Genomic DNA, 21,524 nt, shown 5'->3' on the forward strand with positions numbered 1-21,524 from the left:
AGTCCTTCGACAAGGTCGGCAAGGACGGCGTGATCACGGTCGAGGAGTCCAACACCATGGGCACCGAGCTGGAGTTCACCGAGGGCATGCAGTTCGACAAGGGTTACCTGTCGCCGTACTTCGTGACCGACCCGGAGTCGATGGAGGCCGTCCTCGACGACCCCTACATCCTGCTGCACCAGGGCAAGATCTCCGCGATCGCCGACCTGCTGCCGCTGCTGGAGAAGGTCATCGCGGCCGGCAAGCCGCTGGTCGTGCTCGCCGAGGACGTCGAGGGCGAGGCGCTCTCCACCCTGGTCGTCAACAAGATCCGCGGCACCTTCAACGCCGTCGCGGTGAAGAGCCCGGCCTTCGGTGACCGCCGCAAGGCGATGATGCAGGACATCGCTGTCCTCACCGGCGGCCAGGTCGTCGCTCCCGAGGTCGGCCTCAAGCTCGACCAGGTCGGCCTCGAGGTCCTGGGCACCGCGCGCCGCGTGGTCGTCACCAAGGACGACACCACGCTGGTGGACGGCGCCGGCGAAGCCGCCGAGGTGGCCGACCGGATCAAGCAGATCAAGGCCGAGATCGAGAACTCGGACTCGGACTGGGACCGCGAGAAGCTGCAGGAGCGGCTGGCCAAGCTGGCCGGCGGCGTGTGCGTGATCAAGGTAGGCGCTGCGACCGAGGTCGAGCTGAAGGAGAAGAAGCACCGGATCGAGGACGCCGTCTCCGCGACGCGCGCCGCGATCGAGGAGGGCATCGTCGCCGGTGGCGGCTCCGCTCTCATCCACGCGGTCTCCGTCCTGAACGACGACCTCGGCCTGACCGGTGAGGAGGCGATCGGCGTGCGCATCGTGCGCAAGGCCGCCGACGAGCCGCTGCGCTGGATCGCCGAGAACGGTGGCGAGAACGGCTACGTCGTGACCACCAAGGTGCGTGAGGAAGGCGTTCGGGGCGGTGACAGCTTCGGCTACAACGCCGCGACCGGCGAGTACACCGACCTCGTCGCCCAGGGTGTCATCGACCCGGTCAAGGTGACCCGCTCCGCGCTGGTCAACGCCGTCTCGATCGCGGGCCTCCTGCTCACCACGGAGACCCTGGTCGTCGACAAGCCCGAGGACGAGGAGCCGGCTCCCGCCGGCGGCCACGGCCACGGCCACGGTCACTGACCTCAGCAACGCTGACATCGGCCCCCTTCCCCGCACAGGGAAGGGGGCCGATGGCCATTTCCGGGTGACATCACCTTCTGGGTGACATCAACGGAATAACCTTAAATCGATTGATCTTGTGGCCTTTATGGTCACGCTCTCGTCGTCCCGACCGCGTCGGCAGGTCGGCGGTCCCGGCCGGAGTCGGCTCTCGCCGTCCTCCCTGGCGCTCGGGGTGTGCCTGGCGGCGGGCTTCACCACGCTGCTCGACCAGTCCATGATCAATCTAGCAGCGACGGCGATGGCGCGCGATCTCGGTGCCACCCGTGGAGAGCTGCCCTGGCTGTTGGCGGCCTACTCGCTGGCCTTCGGGCTGGCGCTGGTGCCGGCGGGTCGGTTCGGTGACCTGCGCGGCAGACGGGCTCTCCTGGTCGCGGGTGTGGCGGTCTTCGGGGTGGGCGGCCTGATCTCGGGCGCTGCGTCCGAGGTCGGGGTGATCATCGCCGCGCGACTGCTCCAGGGCGTCGGCGGCGGCATCATCAGCTCGCAGGTGCTCGGTCTGATCCAGGATCTGTTCGGCGGTACTCGGCGACTGCGGGCCTTGGCGGCGTACGGCGTCATGGCGGGCGTTGCGGGTGTGCTCGGGCCACTCGTCGGGGCCGTGCTGATCACCGTCCTGCCGCCCAGCCTGGGGTGGCGTGCGGTCCTGGTGATGTCGGCCCCGTTGGCCGTGGTGACGGCTCTGGTGGGGGTGCGGCTGTTGCCGGCTGCGCCGTCATCGGTGGTGTCGCCAGACGGCGGACGACCGGTCGGGCATCGGCCGAGGGTGCGGCTCGACCTTCCGGGGCTGGCGCTGCTGGCGACCCTGACGCTGTGTTTGCTGGCCCCGTTCGTGCCTGTCGGCCTGCGTGGCTGGCAGGTCGCTGCGGCCTTCGCTGGCGCGGCGGGTGCGGCGGCTGCCTTCGTGGCTCGCGAGCGGAGTGCAGGGCGTCGTGATCCGGCGTCGGTGATCGTTCCGCCGGCCTTGGCGGCGGCGCCCGGATTCGTCCAGGGCACGCTGGTCTCGACGTTCTGGTTCGGCGCCCAACTGGCCGAGACGGCGCTGGTGGCGCTCTACCTGCTCGGTGACCTGGGGGTCCGGCCTCTGGTGGTGGCCCTGCTTGCGGTGCCGAACGCGGTGGCCTTCGCGCTCGCGTCCGGTCGGAGCTGGCGTGCGGTGGAGCGATGGGGGCCCCGGGTCATCACCGTGGCCCTGGTGGGGCAGGTGGTGTTGACGATGCTGCTCGCGCTCGTTCTTCAGGGCCGGTCGGCGGGAGCCGCGATCTGTCTCCTGGCGGGGGTCAACGTGCTGGCCGGGCTCACGGGTGGCTGCGTGGACTCACCGAACCGTGCCGCGACGTTGATGCATGCCCCGGAGCCGTCCCGTGGGGTGGCGGCCGGGTTCCTGCAGTTGGCCCAACGCCTCAGTGCGACGGTCGCGATCGCTGCCGTGACCGGGATCGCGCTGCATGCAGGCGGGGCCGATGCCGGGCTGTCGGGACTGCGGCTGGCTCCGGCCCTCTGGCTTTGTGCAGGCCTCGAGGCGGTTGCACTGGCGATCGCCGCATCTCGCCATCTGGACAGGCGTCTCGCCAGTGATGATTAAGTCCATAAAGTAACTACACATTCTGAGGAGGAAGCATGACGACGACCGTTCGGGAGCCTGTGGCTCTGCACGTGCGCGCAGGCGATGACGAGCTGATCGAGGCTCGCCTGGTCAGCCGGCGCCGACCCGGACAGTGGATCTCGGCTGCGGTCGTACTGCTGCTGGTGGCGGGGGCACTGTGGTCGATGGTGACCAATCCGCGTTTCCAGTGGGACGTGGTCGGTCACTTCCTGTTCCGCCCCTCGATCCTCGACGGCCTAGTGCTGACGCTGTGGCTCACCGCGGCCACCGTCGTGGTCGGCTACGTCCTCGGGATCGGACTGGCGGCGATGCGGCTCTCGGGCAACCCGGTGCTGGTCAGCGTGAGCTTCGGCTACGTCTGGCTCTTCCGCTCGGTGCCGCCGCTGGTCCAGCTGCTCTTCTGGTTCCAGCTCGCCTCGCTCTATCCCACCCTCTCGCTCTCCATCCCGGGGGTGAAGACGTTCGCCAGCGTCGACACCGCCCACCTCTTCACCGGGCTGATGGCAGCCTTCGTCGGGCTCACCTTCGACATCGCCGCGTTCTCGGCCGAGATCGTCCGCGGCGGCCTCCTCTCCGTCGACCACGGGCAGACCGAGGCCGCCAAGTCGCTCGGGATGGGGCGCCGTCGGATCTTCTGGCGCGTGGTCTTCCCGCAGGCGATGCCTGCGATCATCCCAGCCAGCGGCAACATGATCATCGGCATCGCCAAGGCGACCTCGATCGTCAGCGTGATCGCGGTGCAGGACCTGCTGTACTCCGTCCAGCTGATCTACAACCAGAACTACCTGATCATCCCGCTCCTGATCGTCGCCACGATCTGGTACGTCGTCATCACCACGGTGCTCTCGATCGGTCAGTTCTACATCGAGCGCCACTTCGCTCGGGGGCGCGGAGGCACCGTCGACGCCTCGGGTGGCGGCGTGTGGCGCAGCACCTGGCGACGTCTCTCTCCGCTCGGTCGGACCCAGGTCGGAGGCCTGGCATGAGTGCGACCGCGCCCCTGGTCAGGATCCGCAACCTGGGCAAGCACTTCGGTGCGCACCGGGTGCTCGACGGGATCGATCTGGACGTGGCCCGCGGATCGGTCACCGTCCTGCTCGGCCCCTCGGGCTCGGGCAAGTCGACCCTGCTGCGCTGCGTCAACCATCTGGAGCGACCCGACCACGGCTTCATCGAGGTCGGCGGCGAGCTGATCGGCTTCCGTCGCGACGGGTCGCACCTGCGGGAGCTGCCCGAGCGCGAGCTGACCCGCCAACGCTCACGGATCGGCATGGTCTTCCAGCAGTTCAACCTCTTCGGCCACCGCACCGCCTTGGAGAACATCGTCGAGGGGCAGCTCGCCGCCGGCGTACGGCGCAAGGAGGCCGAGGTCCGGGGGAGCGAGCTGCTGGCCCGGGTCGGCCTGGCCGGCCGCGAGGGCTCCTACCCGCGTCAGCTCTCCGGCGGCCAGCAGCAGCGGGTCGCGATCGCCCGTGCGGTAGCAGTCTCGCCGCAGCTCCTGCTCTTCGACGAGCCGACCAGTGCGCTCGACCCGGAGATGGTCGGAGAGGTCCTCGCCGTCATCCGCGACCTGGCCCGCGACGGTCTCACCATGATCGTGGTCACCCACGAGATCGGCTTCGCTCGGGAGGTCGCCGACCAGGTCGTCTTTCTCGACGGCGGTCGGATCGTCGAGGCCGGCCCGCCTGAGGTGGTCCTGGACGACCCCCAGAACGATCGCGCTCGCGCATTCCTGTCCGCCGTGCTGTGACCGGACCTCCCGAACCCCTGCTCGGCCAACCCCTGCTCAACCCTCCGCTGCCATCACTCCCGCCATCCTCAGTAAGGACCACCGTGAAGCTCCTCAAGCCCGTCGCACCGTTGGCTGCCCTGACCCTCGCCGCCACCCTCGCCCTGTCCGCCTGTGGGAGCAGCAACGACGCCCTGTCGGCTGCTGACAAGAAGGTCGGTGGCACCACGACGACGAAGCAGGACGCGATCCCGACCTCCGACGTGGTCTCCTCGATCCAGACCGACACGGCCCTGCACGACCGGCTGCCGGCCGGCGTGCTCACCTCGGGGTCACTCTCCTTCGGCACCACGGAGGCGACCGGCACCGCGTTCCTGCCCCACGGTGGGACCAACGACGCCGGTGACCAGATCGGGCTCGACGTCGATCTGCGCGACGCCGTGGCCAAGGTGCTCGGCGTGACGCCGAAGGTTGAGTTCGGCAGCTTCGAGACGATCGTCCCTGGTACCCAGAACGGCAAGTACGACGTCGGCGAGGGCAACTTCGCGGTCACCTCGGAGCGGCTCAAGGTGGTCGACTTCGCGACCTACCTCAAGGACGGTCAGTCGTTCGTCACGGCGCAGGGCTCCGGTATCGACAAGGTCACCAGCGTCACCGACCTGTGCGGCAGGACGATCGCGACGAGCCCGGGTTCGAGCTTCCAGCAGATCCTGGAGACCCACGCATCCGAGTGCGCGAAGGCCGGCAAGGCGCCGTACAAGGTCTCCTACTACAAGGACAACGCGACCATCCTGCTCAGCCTGAAGAACCGCAAGGTCGACCTGTTCTTCGGCCCGACGCTGAGCCTGAAGTACCTGGTCGACCACCAGGCCGGGCTGACCTACCTCGGCGAGCTCAGCCTCACCGAGGTGGGGTTCGTGGTGGCGAAGGGCTCGGCGCTGGGCCCGATCCTGGTCGACGCGGTCAACAAGCTGATCGCCGACGGCGACTACGACAAGATCTTCGCTAAGTGGAGCGTCGGTGACATCAAGCTGACCCGGTCCTCGCTCAACCCCACACCGGCGTTCTGAGGCAGCGATGAGGTTCCAGCTCCTCGACATCCTGCCGCACTTCGTGAACCCGGTGACCGGGCGTGAGGTCAGCACCGACGAACGGCTCCATCAGGCGCTCACCTCGGCGCGGTACGCCGAGCAGTTCGGGCTCGACGCCGTCGCCATCGGAGAGCGCCATGCCGGCCACGTGATCTCCAGCGGGGTCACGGTGCTACTCGGAGCCATCGCCGCGACCACCACGCGGGTGCGGATCCAGTCGGGTGTCACCGTGCTCTCGATCCTCGACCCACTGCGGGTCGCCGAGGACTACGCCACCGTCGACCAGCTCTCCCGGGGGCGGGTCGAGCTGGTCATCGGCAAGGGCAACGAGCTCAAGCAGCTGCCGATGTTCGGGATCGAGGCCGGCACCCAGTGGGCTGCGCTGGAGGAGAAGTACGAGCTGCTCCGCCGACTCTGGCGCGAGCGGGAGGTGACCTGGTCGGGGACGGTGCGCCCGCCACTGACCGAGGTCACCGCCCAGCCGCGGCCCTATGCCGGGGCGCCCCGGGTGTGGCACGGATCGGCCACCACGACGACGTCGGCGAGCCTGGCCGCGCGTTGGGGGGACCCGCTGTTCAGTGCCAACGCGATCCAGCCCCGGGACAACTACACGGTGCTGATCGATCGGTACCGCCGCGAGTACGTCGAGCACGGGCACGACCCGCGGTTCTCCTACGTGGGAGCGGGCGCCGGGTTCCTCTACGTCGCCGACACGACCCAGGAGGCGAGGGAGGCGTTCGGGCCGACGTACGAGCGGATCGTGGAGTTCTTCAACCAGCCGGGCAATCACACGCCCGGCAACGAGTTCACCTTCGGGTCGATCGAGGACGCGATCGAGCGCGGACCTGTCCTGGTCGGCAGTCCGGCTCAGGTCGCGGAGAAGATCCTGTGGTTCCACGACGCCTACGGCCACGACCTCCAGTCCTTCAGCCTCCCCACCGTCCTTCCTCACGAGCAGCAGCTGCACATGCTGGAGCGCGTCGCGGCCGAGGTGATCCCCGTCGTCCGTTCGGCGGCACCGACCACGCTGTGGGGCGATCAGGACCCGTACGGCGCCCGCCCGGCCGCCTACGGTCGCGCCGTGCCCGACGCCGCCGCCGAGGTCGAGAAGGCGGCGGCGCCACGCTGACGGTGGGGTGGGGCGGGCCACATCACCGTCGGTTCGTTAACACTCCCGTGACCGCTCTAGAATCCCGTCATGGAGATCAACGACGTGCCAGCGAAGTTCGCAACTCTCGGTCTGACCTACGACGATGTTCTCCTGCTGCCCGGCTATTCGGACCTGGCCCCCGACGAGATCGACACCACCAGTCGGCTCACCCGTGAGATCTCGCTGAAGGTCCCGCTGGTCAGCGCCGCGATGGACACCGTCACCGAGTCCCGGATGGCCATCGCGATGGCCCGCCAGGGCGGCCTCGGTGTGCTGCACCGCAACCTGTCGATCGCCGACCAGGCCTACCAGGTGGACCTGGTCAAGCGGACCCAGACCGGCATCATCTCCAACCCGGTCACCATCGGTGCCGACGCGACCCTGGAAGAGCTCGACAAGCTCGCCGGGGAGTACCGCATCTCCGGCTTCCCGGTCGTCGACGCCGGCAACAAGCTGATCGGCATCATCACCAACCGCGACCTGCGCTTCACCCCGGTCGCCGAGTGGGGCACCACCAAGGTCGACGAGGTGATGACCCACGCTCCGCTGATCACCGCTCCGGCCGGCATCGACCGCGACGCGGCCACCGCGCTGCTGCGCCAGCACAAGCTCGAGCGGCTCCCGCTGATCGACGCCGACGGCACCCTGGCCGGCCTGATCACGGTCAAGGACTTCGTCAAGGGCGAGCAGTTCCCGAACGCCTCGTACGACGCCGACGGCCGCCTCCTCGTGGGTGCCGCGATCGGCTACTTCGGCGACGCCTGGGAGCGCGCCACCACCCTGATCGAGGCCGGTGTCGACGTCCTCGTCGCCGACACCGCGCACGGCAACGTGCGGATGCTGATCGACATGGTCAAGCGGCTCAAGACCGACCCGGCCACCAAGCACGTCCAGGTCATCGGCGGCAACGTCGCGACCAAGGAGGGCGCCCAGTCCTTCGTCGACGCCGGTGCCGACGCGGTCAAGGTCGGTGTCGGCCCGGGCTCGATCTGCACCACCCGCGTCGTGACCGGTGTCGGCGTCCCGCAGATCTCGGCCGTCTACGAGGCGTCCCTGGCCTGCAAGCCCGCCGGCATCCCGGTGATCGCCGACGGTGGTCTGCGCTACTCCGGCGAGATCGGCAAGGCCCTGGTCGCCGGTGCCGACACCGTCATGCTCGGCTCGATGCTGGCCGGCACCGCCGAGGCCCCCGGTGACCTGATCCTGATGAACGGCAAGCAGTTCAAGGCCTACCGCGGGATGGGCTCGATGGGTGCGATGAGCAGCCGCGGCAAGAAGTCCTACTCCAAGGACCGCTACTTCCAGGCCGAGGTCACCAGCGACGACATGATCGTCCCCGAGGGTGTCGAGGGCCAGGTGCCGTTCAAGGGCTCGCTGTCCACCGTGGCCCACCAGCTCGTCGGCGGCTTGCACCAGACCATGTTCTACGTCGGTGCCCGCACCGTGGCCGAGCTGCAGGACAAGGGCCGCTTCATGCGGATCACCTCGGCCTCCCTCAAGGAGTCCCACCCGCACGACATCCAGGTCACCGTCGAGGCGCCGAACTACTCCGCCTGACGCACCCGTCCGATCATCATGCCGTGTCCGCCTCCGGAGGTGGACACGGCATGATGTCGTCATGACTGGAACGACCCGCGTCGACGCCTGGTGCTGGGCGGTGCGCCTGTACAAGTCGCGCTCGCAGGCCACCGCGAGCGCGAAGGCCGGTCACATCAGGATCAACGGCGATCGCGCCAAGCCCGCCCAGCCGGTCAAGGTCGGCGACGAGGTCCGCGTCTTCACCGACCGTGAGCACATCGTGGTGGTGCGCCAACTGTTGGTGAAGCGCGTCGGGGCGCCGCTGGCCCAGGCGGCGTACGACGACCGCACGCCGGCCCTGCCGCCGAAGCCCGAACGCGTCGTGACGTTCGAGCGCGAGCGGGGGGCCGGTCGGCCGACGAAGCGTGACCGGCGGCTGCTCGACCGGCTCCGCAACGGCGAGTTCGACTGATGGCAAGGTTTGTCATCGCGGCGTAGCATCGACCTATGTCATCGATGAACGTGTCGCTGCCGGCGGAGCTGAAGGCCTACGTCGATCAGCGTGTCAGTTCCTCGGCCTACCAGACCAGCAGTGAGTACGTCCGTGATCTGATTCGCCGGGATCAGGAGACGATGCGCTTCCGGGCGCTGATCGCCGAGGGCCTGGCGTCGCCGGTCGAAGGCGAGGCGGACGCAGCGTGGTTCGACGAGATTCGGGCCAGCATCCACCGGTGACTCGCCGATGACCCGGGTCGATCGTTCGGGGGCGTTCGGGTGCGATCTGCGGGACGCCGTGCAGTGGTACGCCCGCGAGGTGAACCCCGAACTGGCGGAGCGGTTGGTCAACGAGGTGGAACGCGCCGTGAGATCGGTCGGGGCGAGACCTGGTCTGGGATCTCGTCACTACGGCGACGTCGCCGGCATTCCCGGGATCCGATCACGGCGGATCGAGGGGTTCCCGTATGTCGTGATCTTTGCTTCTGGCACGGAGGCTGTGAGGCTTCTGCGCCTGCTCCACACCAGTCGAGACATCGGAGAGACCCTGAGGGAGACGGACTGAGTCCGTCTCCCTCGATGCTGCGTCTGCTGGTCCGGCTAGGCCGGCGGGTGCGTCACGTGTTGACGACGACCTCGATGCGCTGGAACTCCTTGAGCTCGGTGTAGCCCGTGGTCGCCATCGCGCGCTTGAGGGCGCCGATCAGGTTCATCGTGCCGTCGGCCATGTAGGAGGGCCCGAACAGGATCTCCTCCAGGGAGCCGACCTGGTCGAACTCGACGCGCAGGCCGCGGGGGAGGGCGGCGTGGTGCGCCTCCGAGCCCCAGTGGAAGCCACGGCCGGGGGCGTCGGTGGCGCGGGCGAACGGGCTGCCGACCATGACGGCGTCGGCGCCGCAGGCGATCGCCTTGGCGAGGTCGCCCGAGGTGCCGATCGAGCCGTCGGCGATGACGTGGACGTAGCGGCCGCCGGACTCGTCGAGGTAGTCGCGGCGGGCGGCGGCGACGTCGGCGACGGCCGAGGCCATCGGGACCGCGACGCCGAGCACGGTGCGGGTGGTGTGGGCGGCGCCGCCACCGAAGCCGACCAGGACACCGGCGGCACCGGTGCGCATCAGGTGGAGGGCGGCCTGGTAGGTGGCGCAGCCACCGACGATGACGGGGACGTCCAGCTCGTAGATGAAGTCCTTGAGGTTGAGCGGCTCGCTCTGCGAGGAGACGTGCTCGGCCGAGACGGTGGTGCCGCGGATGACGAACATGTCGACGCCGGCGTCGACGACCGTCTTGGCGAACTCCTTGGTGTGCTGCGGGCTCAGGGCACCGGCGACGGTCACCCCGGCAGCACGGATCTCGGCCAGGCGCTGGCCGATCAGCTCGGCCTTGATCGGCTCGGAGTAGACCGCCTGCATCCGCTTGGTGGCCTCGGGCCCGGTGAGCTCGGCCAGCTCGGCGAGGATCGGCTCGGGGTCGTCGTACCGCGTCCAGAGGCCCTCGAGGTTGAGCACCCCGAGGCCGCCGAGCTTGCCCAGCGCGATCGCGGTGGCCGGCGACATCACCGAGTCCATCGGCGCGGCCAGGATCGGCAGCTCGAACCGGTAGGCGTCGATCTGCCAGTCGACGCTGACCTCCTCGGTGTCACGGGTGCGCCGGCTCGGGACGATCGCTACGTCGTCGAACCCATAGGCGCGCCGAGCGCGCTTCGCCTTGCCGATCTCGATCTCAGTCACGCCCTGAGTCTACGGGGTGACGGCCATCGACCTGAGGGCGCGTTCGGCGAGGTCGGCGTCGCCCTGCACGACCGCGGGCACCGCGTCCCCGGCGACACGGCCACCGGCCAGCGCGATCCAGTCGCCGAAGTCGAGGGTGATCCTCGCGGTCGGCTCCGCGACCGCCTCGGTGGGCCGGGCGCGACCGTCCTCGCCGACGGTGACGGCGTACGTCGCCGGCAGCGCTCCGGTGACCTCCAGCGCCACCGTCGATCCGATCGGTGCCTGGGCCCGCTTGCCGACGACGAACGGCAGCGAGGCGGCCACGACGGCGGCGGTGTGACGTGCCCCGGCGCTGGTCAGCCCGCCGGGCCGCCCTGTCGCACGGCGGATGTCCTGCTCGTGCATCCACAGGTCGAGCGGTCGGTTCGACAGCAGCGTGCGCCACGTCCAGCCGATCAGGCCGGCGAACCCGGGCGCCAGCGCGTCGGGGTCCTGCGGCGGGTCGGCGGTCAGTGCTGCCGAGCGCAGCGCGACCGCGTGGTCGAGCTCGTCGACGATCTGCGACGGCGCCCAGCCGCGCCGGGCGATCGGGCCGCGCTCGGTGAACTCGCTCATCGGGCCGGTGATGTGCGGCGCCGGTGCCACCACGACCTCGGGCTGGGGGATCCCGGCCAGCTCGGACTCCAGGTGGGCGAGGTGGGCGGCCACCGCCCGGACGTCCCAGCCCGGCAGGGCGGTGGGCAGGTCCCACTCCGCGGCGTCGAGGTCGCGCAGCAGGGCGCTGACCTCGGCGGCGCTGGAGCGCCAGGTGTCGACGTACGTGCTCAGGACCTCGGTGTCGCTGCTCATGCACGCACCCTAGGTCACACTCGCGCCGGACAGGGGCGATCGCTCAGGACCATTGACAACGAGAACACGTTCTACAAATCTGATCGCCGTGAGCAGCCGTCGCCCCGACCTCGACCGTGATGCCTTCTACCTCGGCGGGCAGTGGGCCCGGCCCGCCTCCGAGGAGGTGCTGACGGTGATCAGCCCGCACACCGAGGAGGTCGTCGCGCGGGTCCCGGCCGGCACCGCGGCCGACATCGACGCCGCCGTCGCCGCCGCCCGTACGGCGTTCGACGAGGGCCCCTGGCCGCGGATGGCCCCGGCCGAGCGGATCGAGGTGATCGCCCGGCTCTCCGCGTTGTACGCCGCCCGCCTGGACGAGATGGCCGGCGTGATCACCACCGAGATCGGGTCGCCGATCTCGTTCTCCCAGCTCGCCCAGGCGCCCGCGCCGTGGATGCAGATCGAGGCGTTCCTCGGCATCGCCCGGGAGTTCGCCTGGGAGTCCACCCGTCCTGGCGCGCTCGGCGGCGACGTGATGGTCAGGCACGAGCCGATCGGCGTGGTGGCCGCGATCCCGCCGTGGAACGTCCCGCAGTTCACGCTGCTCTCCAAGGTGATCCCGGCGCTGCTGGCCGGCTGCACCGTGGTGGCCAAGCCCGCTGCGGAGAGCCCGTTGGACGCCTACCTGCTGGCCGAGATGCTGATGGACGCCGGCGTGCCCGACGGGGTGGTCAACATCGTCGCCGGGGGCCGCGAGGTCGGCGAGCATCTCGTCACCCATCCGGCGATCGACAAGATCGCCTTCACCGGCTCGACCGCGGCAGGGCGTCGGATCGCCTCGCTGGCCGGGGAGCGGCTGCGCCGGGTCTCGCTGGAGCTGGGCGGCAAGTCGGCGGCGATCGTGCTCGACGACGCCGACGAGGCCGCCACCATCGAGGGGCTGAAGTTCATCGGCCTGATGAACTCCGGCCAGGCCTGCGTCGCCCAGACCCGGGTGCTGGTCTCGCGGGAGCGGCACGACGCGTTCGCTGCGGCGCTGGCATCGGCGGTGGAGCAGATGCGGGTCGGCGACCCGCACGACCCTGCCACCGAGATCGGGCCGATGGTCGCGGCGCGGCAGGCCGAGCGGGTGGCGTCGTACATCGACCTCGGGATCGCGTCGGGGGCCCGCCTGCTCACCGGTGGGCCCGGGCTCCCCGACGGCCTCGACCAGGGCTGGTACGTCCGCCCCACCGTCTTCGCCGACGTGGACAACTCCTCACGGATCGCGCAGGAGGAGATCTTCGGGCCGGTGCTGTCGGTGATCGCGTTCGACGACGTCGACGACGCGGTCCGGCTGGCCAACGACTCGACCTACGGACTGGCCGGCACGGTCTGGACCAGCGACCACGACGCCGGGGTCGAGGTGGCCCGCCGGGTGCGCACCGGCACCTTCGGGGTCAACACCTACACGATGGACTTCGCGGCACCGTTCGGTGGATTCAAGGACTCCGGGATCGGACGCGAGTTCGGCCCGGAGGGGCTGGCGCAGTACACCGAGCTCAAGTCGGTCTACCTGTCGGCGCCGCCGATGCCGTGACCCCTGTCGTTGAGCGGGTTCCGGGCTCACCGTCGGTTTGACAGACTGGGGGCATGAGCGCCTCCGGAGTGCTGAGTCCCGCTGCCCGTGACGCTGCCCTGGCGGCGATGGCCTCGCCCGGCGGTCTGGCCGGCGAGGGCGAGCTCGACGTCCTCGTCGTGGGCGGGGGAGTGGTCGGTGCGGGGGTGGCGCTCGACGCCGTCACCCGTGGGCTGGCGACCGGGCTGGTCGAGCAGCGCGACCTCGCCTCGGGCACGTCCTCGCGCTCCAGCAAGCTCGTCCACGGTGGCCTGCGCTACCTGGAGATGCTCGACTTCGCCCTGGTCCGGGAGGCGCTGGAGGAGCGCGGCCTGCTGCTCACCCGGCTGGCGCCGCACCTGGTCCGACCGGTGCCGTTCCTCTACCCGCTCACCCACCGGCTGTGGGAGCGCCCCTACGTCGGGGCCGGGCTGATGATGTACGACGGCATGGCGATGGCGGGCAAGTACGACATGGGCCTGCCCCGGCACCGTCACCTGACCCGCAAGGGGGTGGCCCGGATCGCGCCGGACTTCCGCACCGACGAGATCAGCGGTGCGATCCAGTACTACGACGCCCAGGTCGACGACGCCCGGCTGGTGATGACGGTGGCCCGCACCGCGGCCCGCCACGGCGCCCACGTCGCCACCCGGGTCAGGGTGACAGGCTTCCTGCGCGAGGGCGAGCGGGTCGTCGGCGTCCGGGCGCTCGACCTGGAGCACGACCGCGAGCTCGAGATCCGGGCCAAGGTCGTGGTCAACGCCGCCGGGGTCTGGACCGACGAGATCCAGGAGCTGGTCGGCGGCCGGGGCGCGCTCCAGGTGCAGGCCTCCAAGGGCGTCCACCTGGTGGTGCCACGCGACCGGATCCGCTCGGAGTCGGGCATCATCTTGCGCACCGAGAAGTCGGTGCTCTTCGTCATCCCGTGGGGCCGGCACTGGATCATCGGCACCACCGACACCCCGTGGGAGCTCGACCTGGCACACCCGGCGGCCACCAGGTCCGACATCGACTACGTGCTGGCCCGGGTCAACACCGTGCTCAAGGAGCCGCTGGACCACGACGACGTCGAGGGCGTGTACGCCGGCCTGCGCCCGCTCCTGACCGGCGAGTCCGATCAGACGGCGAAGCTCTCCCGTGAGCACACCGTGGTCACCCCGGTGCCGGGCCTGGTCATGATCGCGGGCGGCAAGCTGACGACGTACCGGGTGATGGCGGCCGACGCGGTCGACGCCGCCGGCACGACGCTGCGGGCGCTGGGGCCGACGATCCGGGAGTCGATCACCGACAAGGTCCGTCTGCTCGGCGCCGACGGCTACGAGACCCGGGCCAACCAGCGGGTGCTGCTGGCTCGGCGCAGCGGCCTGCACGTGGCCCGGATCGACCACCTGCTGGGCCGCTTCGGCGGCATGATCGACGACCTGCTCGACCTGATCGCCGCCCGGCCGGAGCTGGCCGCGCCGCTGGAGGGGGCCGACGACTACCTCGCCGCCGAGGTGGTCTACGCCGTCACGCACGAGGGCGCCCGCCACCTCGACGACGTGCTGACCCGCCGCACCCGGATCTCGATCGAGACCTTCGACCGCGGTGTCGCCGCCTCCGAGCAGGTCGCCCGGCTGATGGCAGGGGAGCTGGGCTGGGACGAGGCCGAGATCGCCAAGCAGGTGCAGTGGTACGCCGCCCGCACCGAGGCCGAGCGGCTCAGCCAGACGATGGCGACCGACGCCGAGGCGGACCGCGCCCGGGTCCGCGTCACCGACCTGGTCTGAGGCGACCGGTCCCGGAAATGCCGAACGGGCGGTCCGGGTCACCCCGAACCGCCCGTCCTCACACGTCCTGCTTGAGACTCAGATGACGCCGAGTGCCAGCATCGCGTCGGCGACCTGCTTGAAGCCCGACACGTTCGCACCGAAGACGTAGTCGCCGGGGCGACCGTAGGCCTCGGCGGCGGTGGCGCAGCGGTCGTGGATGCCGGCCATGATCTCGCCGAGGCGGGCCTCGGTGAACTCGTGGGTCCAGCGGTCCCGGGAGGCGTTCTGCTGCATCTCCAGGGCCGACGTGGCGACGCCACCGGCGTTGGCGGCCTTGCCCGGGGCGAAGAGCACACCGGCCTCAGCGAAGACCGAGACGCCACCGGGGGTGGTGGGCATGTTGGCGCCCTCGGCGACGACCTGGAGGCCGTTCTTGACCAGGGTCAGGGCGGCCTGGTCGTCGAGCTCGTTCTGGGTGGCGCAGGGGAGCGCGACCTGGCACGGGACGTCCCAGATCGAGCCGCCGGCCACGTAGGTGGCACCGGCGCGGCGGTCGGCGTACTCGGAGATCCGACCGCGCTCGACCTCCTTGATCTGCTTGATCAGGTCGAGGTCGAGACCGGCCTCGTCGACGATGTAGCCCGCCGAGTCGGAGCAGGCCACGACGGTGCCGCCGAGCTGGTGCACCTTCTCGATCGCGTAGATCGCGACGTTGCCGGAGCCCGAGACGACGACGCGCTTGCCCTCGAGGGACTCGCCCTTGACCTTGAGCATGTTGTCGACGAAGAAGACGGTGCCGTAGCCGGTGGCCTCGGTGCGGGTGGCCGAGCCGCCCCAGCCGATGCCCTTGCCGGTCAGCACGCCGGACTCGTAGCGGTTGGTGATCCGCTTGTACTGGCCGAACATGTAGCCGATCTCGCGGCCGCCGACGCCGATGTCACCGGCGGGGACGTCGGTGTACTCGCCGATGTGGCGGTAGAGCTCGGTCATGAAGGACTGGCAGAACGCCATGATCTCGTTGTCCGAGCGACCCTTCGGGTCGAAGTCGGAGCCACCCTTGCCGCCTCCGATCGGCAGGCCGGTGAGGGCGTTCTTGAAGATCTGCTCGAAGCCGAGGAACTTGATGATGCCGAGGTAGACGCTCGGGTGGAACCGCAGACCGCCCTTGTACGGCCCGAGCGCGGAGTTGAACTCGACCCGGAAACCGCGGTTGATCTCGATCTTGCCGGCGTCGTTGACCCACGGGACGCGGAAGATGATCTGGCGCTCGGGCTCGCAGATCCGCTCGATCACGCGGGCGTCGGCGTACTCGGGGTGCGCGGCGATGACCGGGCCGAGCGAGTCCAGGACCTCGGCGACGGCCTGGTGGAATTCCACCTCGGCCGGGTTACGACGCAGCACGAGGTCGTAGATGGACTGGAGCTTGGGATCAAGAGTTGCCACGGGCCGAAATGTAACGGCTGTGTTACAGGTCTGTCCCACCACCCCTGTGATCGGGCGTCTGATGAGTGGTCGCTAGGGGGAGCGGCGAGCGTCCGGAGCTCGGCCCCGGGGGCTGGTGGGACGTGCTCCAGTTCACATACTCTCGGTACATGAACGATCCGCAGGCGCCGTCGGACGGCCACTTCGCTGCCACTGTGCGCGACCCCGAGCACGACCCCGCCGCCGTGCTCGCGCTGGAGCCGTCGTACGTCGCCTCGCTGACGTCCCGGGTGCTGGCCACGTCGGGGCGCACCCGCGAGGTCCGCTCTCCGATCGACGGGGCCACGCTGGCCCACATCCCGCAGTCCAGCGAGGCCGACGTCGCCGAGGCGTTCCGTCGCGCGCGGGCCGCCCAGGAGCTCTGGGTGCGCCGCCCGGTGGAGGAGCGCGAGGCGATCCTGCTGCGCCTGCACGACCTGGTGCTGCACCGCCAGGACGAGATCCTCGACCTGATCGTGCGGGAGTCGGGCAAGGCCCGCAAGCATGCCTTCGACGAGCCGACCCACATCGCGCTGACGGCGCGCTACTACGGCCGGACGCTGTCGCGGTTGCTGGCCAGCGAGCGACTTCCCGGGGTGCTGCCGCTGCTGACCCGGGTCGACCTGCACCACGCCCCCAAGGGCGTCGTCGGGGTGATCTCGCCGTGGAACTACCCGTTCACGATGGCGCTGTGCGACGGCATCGCGGCGCTGGCGGCCGGCAACGCCGTGGTCGCCAAGCCCGACGCCCAGACGATGCTCTCGGCGCTGCTCGGTGCCGAGCTGCTGGAGGAGGCGGGCTTCCCGCGTGACCTGTGGATCGTCGTGGCCGGTCCCGGCTCCGAGGTCGGTCCGCAGCTGATCTCCCAGGCCGACTACCTCTGCTTCACCGGCTCGACGGCGACCGGCAAGAGCGTCGCCGCCGGCTGTGCCGAGCGGCTGATCGGCTGCTCCCTGGAGCTCGGCGGGAAGAACCCGATGGTCGTCCTGGCCGACGCCGACATCGAGCGCGCCGCCGACGGTGCGATCCGTGCGGTCTTCTCCAACTCCGGTCAGCTCTGCGTCTCGATCGAGCGGATGTACGTCGCCGACGCGATCTACGACCGGTTCCTGGAGCGGTTCGCCGCGCGCGCCGAGGCGATGACGCTGGGCGCGGGTCTGGACTGGGAGATCGACATGGGCTCCCTGATCAGCCAGGCCCAGCTGGACAACGTGGTGGCCCACGTCGAGGACGCCGTCGCCAAGGGGGCACGAGTGCGCACCGGTGGCCGGGCGCGACCGGACCTGGCGCCGTACTTCTTCGAGCCGACCATCCTCGAAGGCGTCACCCCGGAGATGGACGTCTTCGGCAACGAGACCTTCGGGCCGGTAATCAGCGTCTACCGGTTCAGTGACGAGGCCGACGCGGTGGCGCGCGCCAACAACGGCGAGTACGGCCTCAACGCCAGCGTCTGGACCCGCGACGCGGCCCGCGGCCGCCGGATCGCGGCCCGGATCAAGGCCGGCACCGTCAACGTCAACGAGGGGTTCGCGGCCAGCTTCGGCTCGATCGCGGCCCCGATGGGCGGGATGCGCGAGTCCGGGATGGGGCGCCGCCAGGGCGCTGAGGGTCTGCTGCGGTTCACCGAGTCGCAGACGATCGCCACCCAGCGGGTGATGAACATCGGACCGCCGCTGGGGATGAAGGAGGAGACCTGGGCGAAGCTGCTCACCGTCGGCCTCGGAGCACTCAAGAAGATGGGACGAGCCTGATGACGCAGGGCAGCGGCGTGCCGCACTACGACGTGGTGATCATCGGGTCGGGCTTCGGCGGCTCCGTCTCGGCGCTGCGGCTGACCGAGAAGGGCTACACGGTGGCGGTCCTGGAGGCCGGTGCCCGGCTCTCCGACGCCGACTTCGCCGACACCTCCTGGGACCTCAAGCGGTTCCTCTACAGCCCGGCGCTGGGCTGCTACGGCATCCAGCGGATCGAGGTGCTCAAGGACGCGATCATCCTGGCCGGCGCCGGGGTCGGCGGCGGGTCGCTGGTCTACGCCAACACCCTGTACGAGCCCCTCGACCCGTTCTACCGGGACCCGTCGTGGAGCCACATCACCGACTGGAAGGACGAGCTGGCGCCGTACTATGACCAGGCCAAGCGGATGCTGGGCGTGGTCGAGAACCCGCATCTCACCCCGGCCGACACCGTGATGCAGTCCGTCGCCGAGAAGATGGGCGTCGCCGACAGCTACCACCAGGCCCCCGTCGGCGTCTTCTTCGGTACGCCGGGCCAGGCGCCCGGGACCCGGGTGGAGGACCCGTACTTCGGCGGCGAGGGCCCGGCGCGCCACACCTGTACCCAGTGCGGGGAGTGCATGGTCGGGTGTCGGCACAACGCCAAGAACACGCTGGTGAAGAACTACCTGCACCTGGCCGAGAAGAACGGTGCCGCGGTGCACCCGCTCACCACCGTGCACCGGGTGGTGCCGCGGGCGGAGTCGGAGGGCGGCGGCTACGAGATCCACGCCCGCTGGACCAAGGCGAAGGTGCGCCGGGGCGGCGAGGCCGAGAAGCGCTTCACCGCCGACCAGGTGATCTTCTCCGCTGCCGCGATCGGCACCCAGAAGCTGCTTCACCGGCTCAAGGTCACCGGCGACCTGCCGCAGATCTCCGACCGGCTCGGGATGCTGACCCGGACCAACTCCGAGGCGATCCTCGGGGCGATCGCCCCGGACCTGGCCGTGGACTACACCGAGGGGGTGGCGATCACCTCGTCGATCCACCCCGACCCCTCCACCCACTTCGAGCCGGTGCGCTACGGCAAGGGGTCGAACGCGATGTCCCTCCTCCAGACGGTGCTGACCGACGGCGGGCCGGGGCGCAAGCGGCGCTGGCTGCGTGAGATGTGGGGGCAGCGGCGCAACATCGGCCGCCTCTACGACGTCAAGCACTGGTCGGAGCGGATGATCGTGCTGCTGGTGATGCAGGCGCTGGACAACTCGATCACCGTCTTCCCGAAGAAGACCCCGTTCGGCTGGCGGCTCTCCTCCAAGCAGGGCCACGGCGCCCCGAACCCGACCTGGATCCCGGCGGCCAACGAGGGCGCCCGGCTGATGGCGCAGGCGATGAGCAGCAACGGCGAGGAGGGGTTCCCCGGCGGCACCATCGGGGAGCCGTTCAACGTGCCGATGACCGCGCACTTCATCGGCGGCTGCGCGATCGGGGACTCCGCCGAGACCGGCGTCCTCGACCCCTACCAGCGGCTCTACGGCTACGAGGGCCTGCACGTCGTGGACGGGTCGGCGGTCTCGGCCAACCTGGGGGTGAACCCGTCCCTGACGATCGCGGCCCAGGCGGAGCGCGCGATGAGCTTCTGGCCGAACAAGGGCGAGGCCGACCCGCGTCCGGCCGTGGGGGCGTCGTACGTCCGACTCACGCCTGTCGCCCCGCGCAGTCCCGCGGTGCCGGAGGCGGCGGTGGGTGCGCTGCGCCTCCCGATCGTGTCCGTCACCTCGGGTCGGCACCTGGCCGAGGAAAAAACTTCGGACGATTCTGCGTCCCCCGCGTAACCGCTCTGTGGACGTCTCGTTGAAGAGACGGACCCGGGACTTGCTCCCTCCCTTAGATTTCCGGGTCTTGTGCAGCCCTCGATTCATGGGTCGGGACTGCGACTGATGCCCGGCCACCCTCCCTCCCCGGCCGGGCGTCAGTGCATTTCGGCCCACGGCTGCTTGCTCGATAGGATCGCCGCATGACGGACGCTGTCGCCGACCATGATCTGGTTCTCGTTGTCGACTTCGGTGCGCAGTACGCGCAGCTGATCGCACGCCGGGTGCGCGAGGCGCGGGTCTACTCCGAGATCGTGCCGCACACCATGCCGGTCGCGGAGATGCTGGCCCGCAACCCGAAGGCGATCATCCTGTCGGGCGGACCGTCCTCGGTCTACGCCGAGGGTGCGCCGCAGCTCAACGGCGACCTGTTCAGCGCCGGCACCCCGGTCTTCGGGATGTGCTACGGCTTCCAGCTGATGGCCCAGGGCCTGGGTGGCACCGTCGACAACAACGGCTACCGCGAGTACGGCCGCACCCCGGTCACCGTCGCCGAGGGCGGCGTCCTGCTGGCCGACATCCCGGCCGAGCACAACGTCTGGATGTCGCACGGCGACTCGGTCTCGCAGGCACCGGCGGGCTTCACCGTCCTGGCCTCGACCGAGGGCACCCCGGTGGCGGCCTTCGAGAACGTCGAGGCGGGCTTCGCCGGCGTGCAGTGGCACCCCGAGGTGTTGCACTCCGAGCACGGCCAGGCGGTCCTGGAGCACTTCCTGTGGAACATCGCCGGCTGCGCGCAGACCTGGACGATCGGCAACATCGCCGAGGAGCAGATCGAGCGGATCAAGGAGCAGATCGGCGAGACCGGTCGCGCCATCTGCGGCCTGTCCGGCGGTGTCGACTCCGCCGTCGCCGCGGCCATCGTGACCAAGGCGATCGGTGAGCGGCTCACCTGCGTGTACGTCGATCACGGACTGATGCGCAAGGGCGAGACCGAGCAGATCGAGCGCGACTTCGTCGCCGCGACCGGCGCGAAGCTCGTCGTGGTCGACGCCGAGAAGCAGTTCCTCGACGCTCTGGCCGGTGTCTCCGACCCTGAGACCAAGCGCAAGATCATCGGCCGCGAGTTCATCCGCTCCTTCGAGCAGGCGCAGGCCGACATCATCAACGCCGCCCCGGAGGGCACCACGGTCGGATTCCTCGTCCAGGGCACCCTCTACCCCGACGTGGTCGAGTCCGGCCACGGTGCCGGCACCTCCACGATCAAGAGCCACCACAACGTCGGTGGCCTGCCCGAGGACCTCGAGTTCGAGCTGGTCGAGCCGCTGCGCACCCTGTTCAAGGACGAGGTCCGCGCTGTCGGTGCCCAGCTGGGCCTGCCCGAGGAGATCGTCCAGCGCCAGCCGTTCCCCGGCCCCGGCCTGGGCATCCGGATCATCGGCGAGGTCACCCGCGAGCGTCTGGACCTGCTCCGCGAGGCCGACGCGATCGCCCGCGAGGAGCTCACCCGCTCCGGCCTGGACCACACCATCTGGCAGATGCCCGTCGTGCTGCTCGCCGACGTCCGCTCGGTCGGCGTCCAGGGTGACGGTCGCACCTACGGTCACCCGATCGTGCTGCGTCCGGTCACCTCCGAGGACGCGATGACCGCCGACTGGGCGCGCCTGCCGTATGAGCTGCTGGAGCGGATCTCGACCCGGATCACCAACGAGGTCAAGGACGTCAACCGCGTCACCGTCGACATCACCTCCAAGCCCCCGGGCACGATCGAATGGGAGTGAGCGAGCCCAGAGGATCAAACGCCGAGCGAAGCGAGTGTGTGTGATCCTCTGCGGCGAGCGAGCGAGCGACCACCGCCGGCTGGGAGTGA

At 70.0% G+C, this 21,524-nt stretch carries 18 protein-coding genes; 15 read left to right on the plus strand and 3 right to left on the minus strand.

Annotated features, from left to right (window positions below):
- The 10 genes from groEL to Q1V88_RS08660 form a co-directional block, all read left to right on the plus strand.
- A partial coding sequence (groEL, locus tag Q1V88_RS08615) for a chaperonin GroEL (RefSeq protein ID WP_300680485.1) occupies window positions 1-1,151 on the plus strand: 1,151 nt, incomplete at its 5' end.
- Window positions 1,152-1,365: 214 nt separating this feature from the next.
- On the plus strand, window positions 1,366-2,775 hold the full coding sequence (locus Q1V88_RS08620; protein WP_300680487.1) for an MFS transporter: 1,410 nt from the start codon (window positions 1,366-1,368) through the stop codon (window positions 2,773-2,775).
- A gap of 35 nt (window positions 2,776-2,810) precedes the next feature.
- A complete protein-coding gene (locus Q1V88_RS08625; protein ID WP_300680488.1) occupies window positions 2,811-3,782 on the plus strand; it encodes an amino acid ABC transporter permease in 972 nt (323 codons plus the stop codon).
- Window positions 3,779-4,546: an amino acid ABC transporter ATP-binding protein gene (locus Q1V88_RS08630; protein ID WP_300680490.1), complete on the plus strand. Its 768-nt coding sequence runs from the start codon at window positions 3,779-3,781 to the stop codon at window positions 4,544-4,546. The genes Q1V88_RS08625 and Q1V88_RS08630 overlap by 4 nt, the downstream gene beginning before the upstream one ends.
- An 83-nt stretch (window positions 4,547-4,629) precedes the next feature.
- A complete protein-coding gene (locus tag Q1V88_RS08635) occupies window positions 4,630-5,595 on the plus strand; it encodes a transporter substrate-binding domain-containing protein (RefSeq protein WP_300680491.1) in 966 nt (321 codons plus the stop codon).
- A 7-nt stretch (window positions 5,596-5,602) separates the two neighbouring features.
- Window positions 5,603-6,745, plus strand: a complete 1,143-nt coding sequence (locus Q1V88_RS08640; protein WP_300680493.1) for an LLM class flavin-dependent oxidoreductase — start codon at window positions 5,603-5,605, stop codon at window positions 6,743-6,745.
- A gap of 69 nt (window positions 6,746-6,814) precedes the next feature.
- Window positions 6,815-8,323, plus strand: coding sequence for an IMP dehydrogenase (gene guaB, locus Q1V88_RS08645; RefSeq protein ID WP_300680495.1), 1,509 nt, complete (start codon window positions 6,815-6,817; stop codon window positions 8,321-8,323).
- Window positions 8,324-8,384: 61 nt separating this feature from the next.
- Complete coding sequence (locus tag Q1V88_RS08650; RefSeq protein ID WP_300680496.1) at window positions 8,385-8,756, plus strand: RNA-binding S4 domain-containing protein; 372 nt, start codon at window positions 8,385-8,387, stop codon at window positions 8,754-8,756.
- 35 nt (window positions 8,757-8,791) lie between these two features.
- The gene (locus Q1V88_RS08655; RefSeq protein ID WP_300680497.1) at window positions 8,792-9,019 is read left to right on the plus strand and encodes a hypothetical protein; all 228 of its coding nucleotides are present in this window, start codon (window positions 8,792-8,794) and stop codon (window positions 9,017-9,019) included.
- Window positions 9,020-9,026: 7 nt separating this feature from the next.
- Window positions 9,027-9,344 carry a type II toxin-antitoxin system RelE/ParE family toxin gene (locus Q1V88_RS08660; protein ID WP_300680498.1) on the plus strand — a complete coding sequence of 106 codons (318 nt, stop codon included), beginning with the start codon at window positions 9,027-9,029 and terminating at the stop codon, window positions 9,342-9,344.
- Between the two features lie 52 nt (window positions 9,345-9,396).
- On the opposite strand, the gene Q1V88_RS08665 is transcribed toward Q1V88_RS08660, so the two are convergent.
- The gene (locus tag Q1V88_RS08665) at window positions 9,397-10,506 is read right to left on the minus strand and encodes a GuaB3 family IMP dehydrogenase-related protein (protein ID WP_300680500.1); all 1,110 of its coding nucleotides are present in this window, start codon (window positions 10,504-10,506) and stop codon (window positions 9,397-9,399) included.
- A gap of 9 nt (window positions 10,507-10,515) precedes the next feature.
- A complete protein-coding gene (locus Q1V88_RS08670) occupies window positions 10,516-11,337 on the minus strand; it encodes a maleylpyruvate isomerase family mycothiol-dependent enzyme (protein ID WP_300680501.1) in 822 nt (273 codons plus the stop codon).
- Window positions 11,338-11,425: 88 nt separating this feature from the next.
- Between Q1V88_RS08670 and Q1V88_RS08675 the strand changes: the two genes are divergently transcribed.
- Both Q1V88_RS08675 and Q1V88_RS08680 read left to right on the plus strand, forming a co-directional pair.
- Window positions 11,426-12,898: an aldehyde dehydrogenase gene (locus Q1V88_RS08675; protein ID WP_300680503.1), complete on the plus strand. Its 1,473-nt coding sequence runs from the start codon at window positions 11,426-11,428 to the stop codon at window positions 12,896-12,898.
- A gap of 53 nt (window positions 12,899-12,951) precedes the next feature.
- Window positions 12,952-14,685: a glycerol-3-phosphate dehydrogenase/oxidase gene (locus Q1V88_RS08680; protein WP_300680505.1), complete on the plus strand. Its 1,734-nt coding sequence runs from the start codon at window positions 12,952-12,954 to the stop codon at window positions 14,683-14,685.
- A gap of 78 nt (window positions 14,686-14,763) precedes the next feature.
- Here the strand turns inward: Q1V88_RS08680 and gdhA are convergent, their stop codons facing one another.
- Window positions 14,764-16,110: an NADP-specific glutamate dehydrogenase gene (gene gdhA / locus Q1V88_RS08685; RefSeq protein WP_300680507.1), complete on the minus strand. Its 1,347-nt coding sequence runs from the start codon at window positions 16,108-16,110 to the stop codon at window positions 14,764-14,766.
- 149 nt (window positions 16,111-16,259) lie between these two features.
- Here gdhA and Q1V88_RS08690 point away from each other — a divergent pair, with 149 nt between their 5' ends.
- The 3 genes from Q1V88_RS08690 to guaA all read left to right on the plus strand — a co-directional run bounded on the left by Q1V88_RS08690 (window position 16,260) and on the right by guaA (window position 21,435).
- Complete coding sequence (locus Q1V88_RS08690) at window positions 16,260-17,879, plus strand: succinic semialdehyde dehydrogenase (RefSeq protein ID WP_300680509.1); 1,620 nt, start codon at window positions 16,260-16,262, stop codon at window positions 17,877-17,879.
- On the plus strand, window positions 17,879-19,675 hold the full coding sequence (locus Q1V88_RS08695; protein WP_300680511.1) for a GMC family oxidoreductase: 1,797 nt from the start codon (window positions 17,879-17,881) through the stop codon (window positions 19,673-19,675). The genes Q1V88_RS08690 and Q1V88_RS08695 overlap by 1 nt, the downstream gene beginning before the upstream one ends.
- Before the next feature lie 182 nt (window positions 19,676-19,857).
- A complete protein-coding gene (gene guaA / locus Q1V88_RS08700) occupies window positions 19,858-21,435 on the plus strand; it encodes a glutamine-hydrolyzing GMP synthase (protein WP_300680513.1) in 1,578 nt (525 codons plus the stop codon).
- The last annotated feature ends 89 nt before the right edge of the window (window positions 21,436-21,524 follow it).

Source organism: Nocardioides sp. (genome assembly GCF_030150155.1).
GTDB lineage: Bacteria > Actinomycetota > Actinomycetes > Propionibacteriales > Nocardioidaceae > Nocardioides.

What these genes read in the sequence shown, in the direction of transcription:
- Q1V88_RS08650 (WP_300680496.1), top strand. Translation starts at nt 8,385, where the DNA reads ATGACTGGAACGACCCGCGTCGACGCCTGGTGCTGGGCGGTGCGCCTG.
- Q1V88_RS08655 (WP_300680497.1), top strand. Translation starts at nt 8,792, where the DNA reads ATGTCATCGATGAACGTGTCGCTGCCGGCGGAGCTGAAGGCCTACGTC.
- Q1V88_RS08640 (WP_300680493.1), top strand. Translation starts at nt 5,603, where the DNA reads ATGAGGTTCCAGCTCCTCGACATCCTGCCGCACTTCGTGAACCCGGTG.
- Q1V88_RS08670 (WP_300680501.1), bottom strand. Translation starts at nt 11,337, where the DNA reads ATGAGCAGCGACACCGAGGTCCTGAGCACGTACGTCGACACCTGGCGC.
- guaA (WP_300680513.1), top strand. Translation starts at nt 19,858, where the DNA reads ATGACGGACGCTGTCGCCGACCATGATCTGGTTCTCGTTGTCGACTTC.
- Q1V88_RS08680 (WP_300680505.1), top strand. Translation starts at nt 12,952, where the DNA reads ATGAGCGCCTCCGGAGTGCTGAGTCCCGCTGCCCGTGACGCTGCCCTG.
- Q1V88_RS08630 (WP_300680490.1), top strand. Translation starts at nt 3,779, where the DNA reads ATGAGTGCGACCGCGCCCCTGGTCAGGATCCGCAACCTGGGCAAGCAC.
- guaB (WP_300680495.1), top strand. Translation starts at nt 6,815, where the DNA reads ATGGAGATCAACGACGTGCCAGCGAAGTTCGCAACTCTCGGTCTGACC.
- Q1V88_RS08690 (WP_300680509.1), top strand. Translation starts at nt 16,260, where the DNA reads ATGAACGATCCGCAGGCGCCGTCGGACGGCCACTTCGCTGCCACTGTG.
- Q1V88_RS08625 (WP_300680488.1), top strand. Translation starts at nt 2,811, where the DNA reads ATGACGACGACCGTTCGGGAGCCTGTGGCTCTGCACGTGCGCGCAGGC.
- Q1V88_RS08695 (WP_300680511.1), top strand. Translation starts at nt 17,879, where the DNA reads ATGACGCAGGGCAGCGGCGTGCCGCACTACGACGTGGTGATCATCGGG.
- Q1V88_RS08660 (WP_300680498.1), top strand. Translation starts at nt 9,027, where the DNA reads ATGACCCGGGTCGATCGTTCGGGGGCGTTCGGGTGCGATCTGCGGGAC.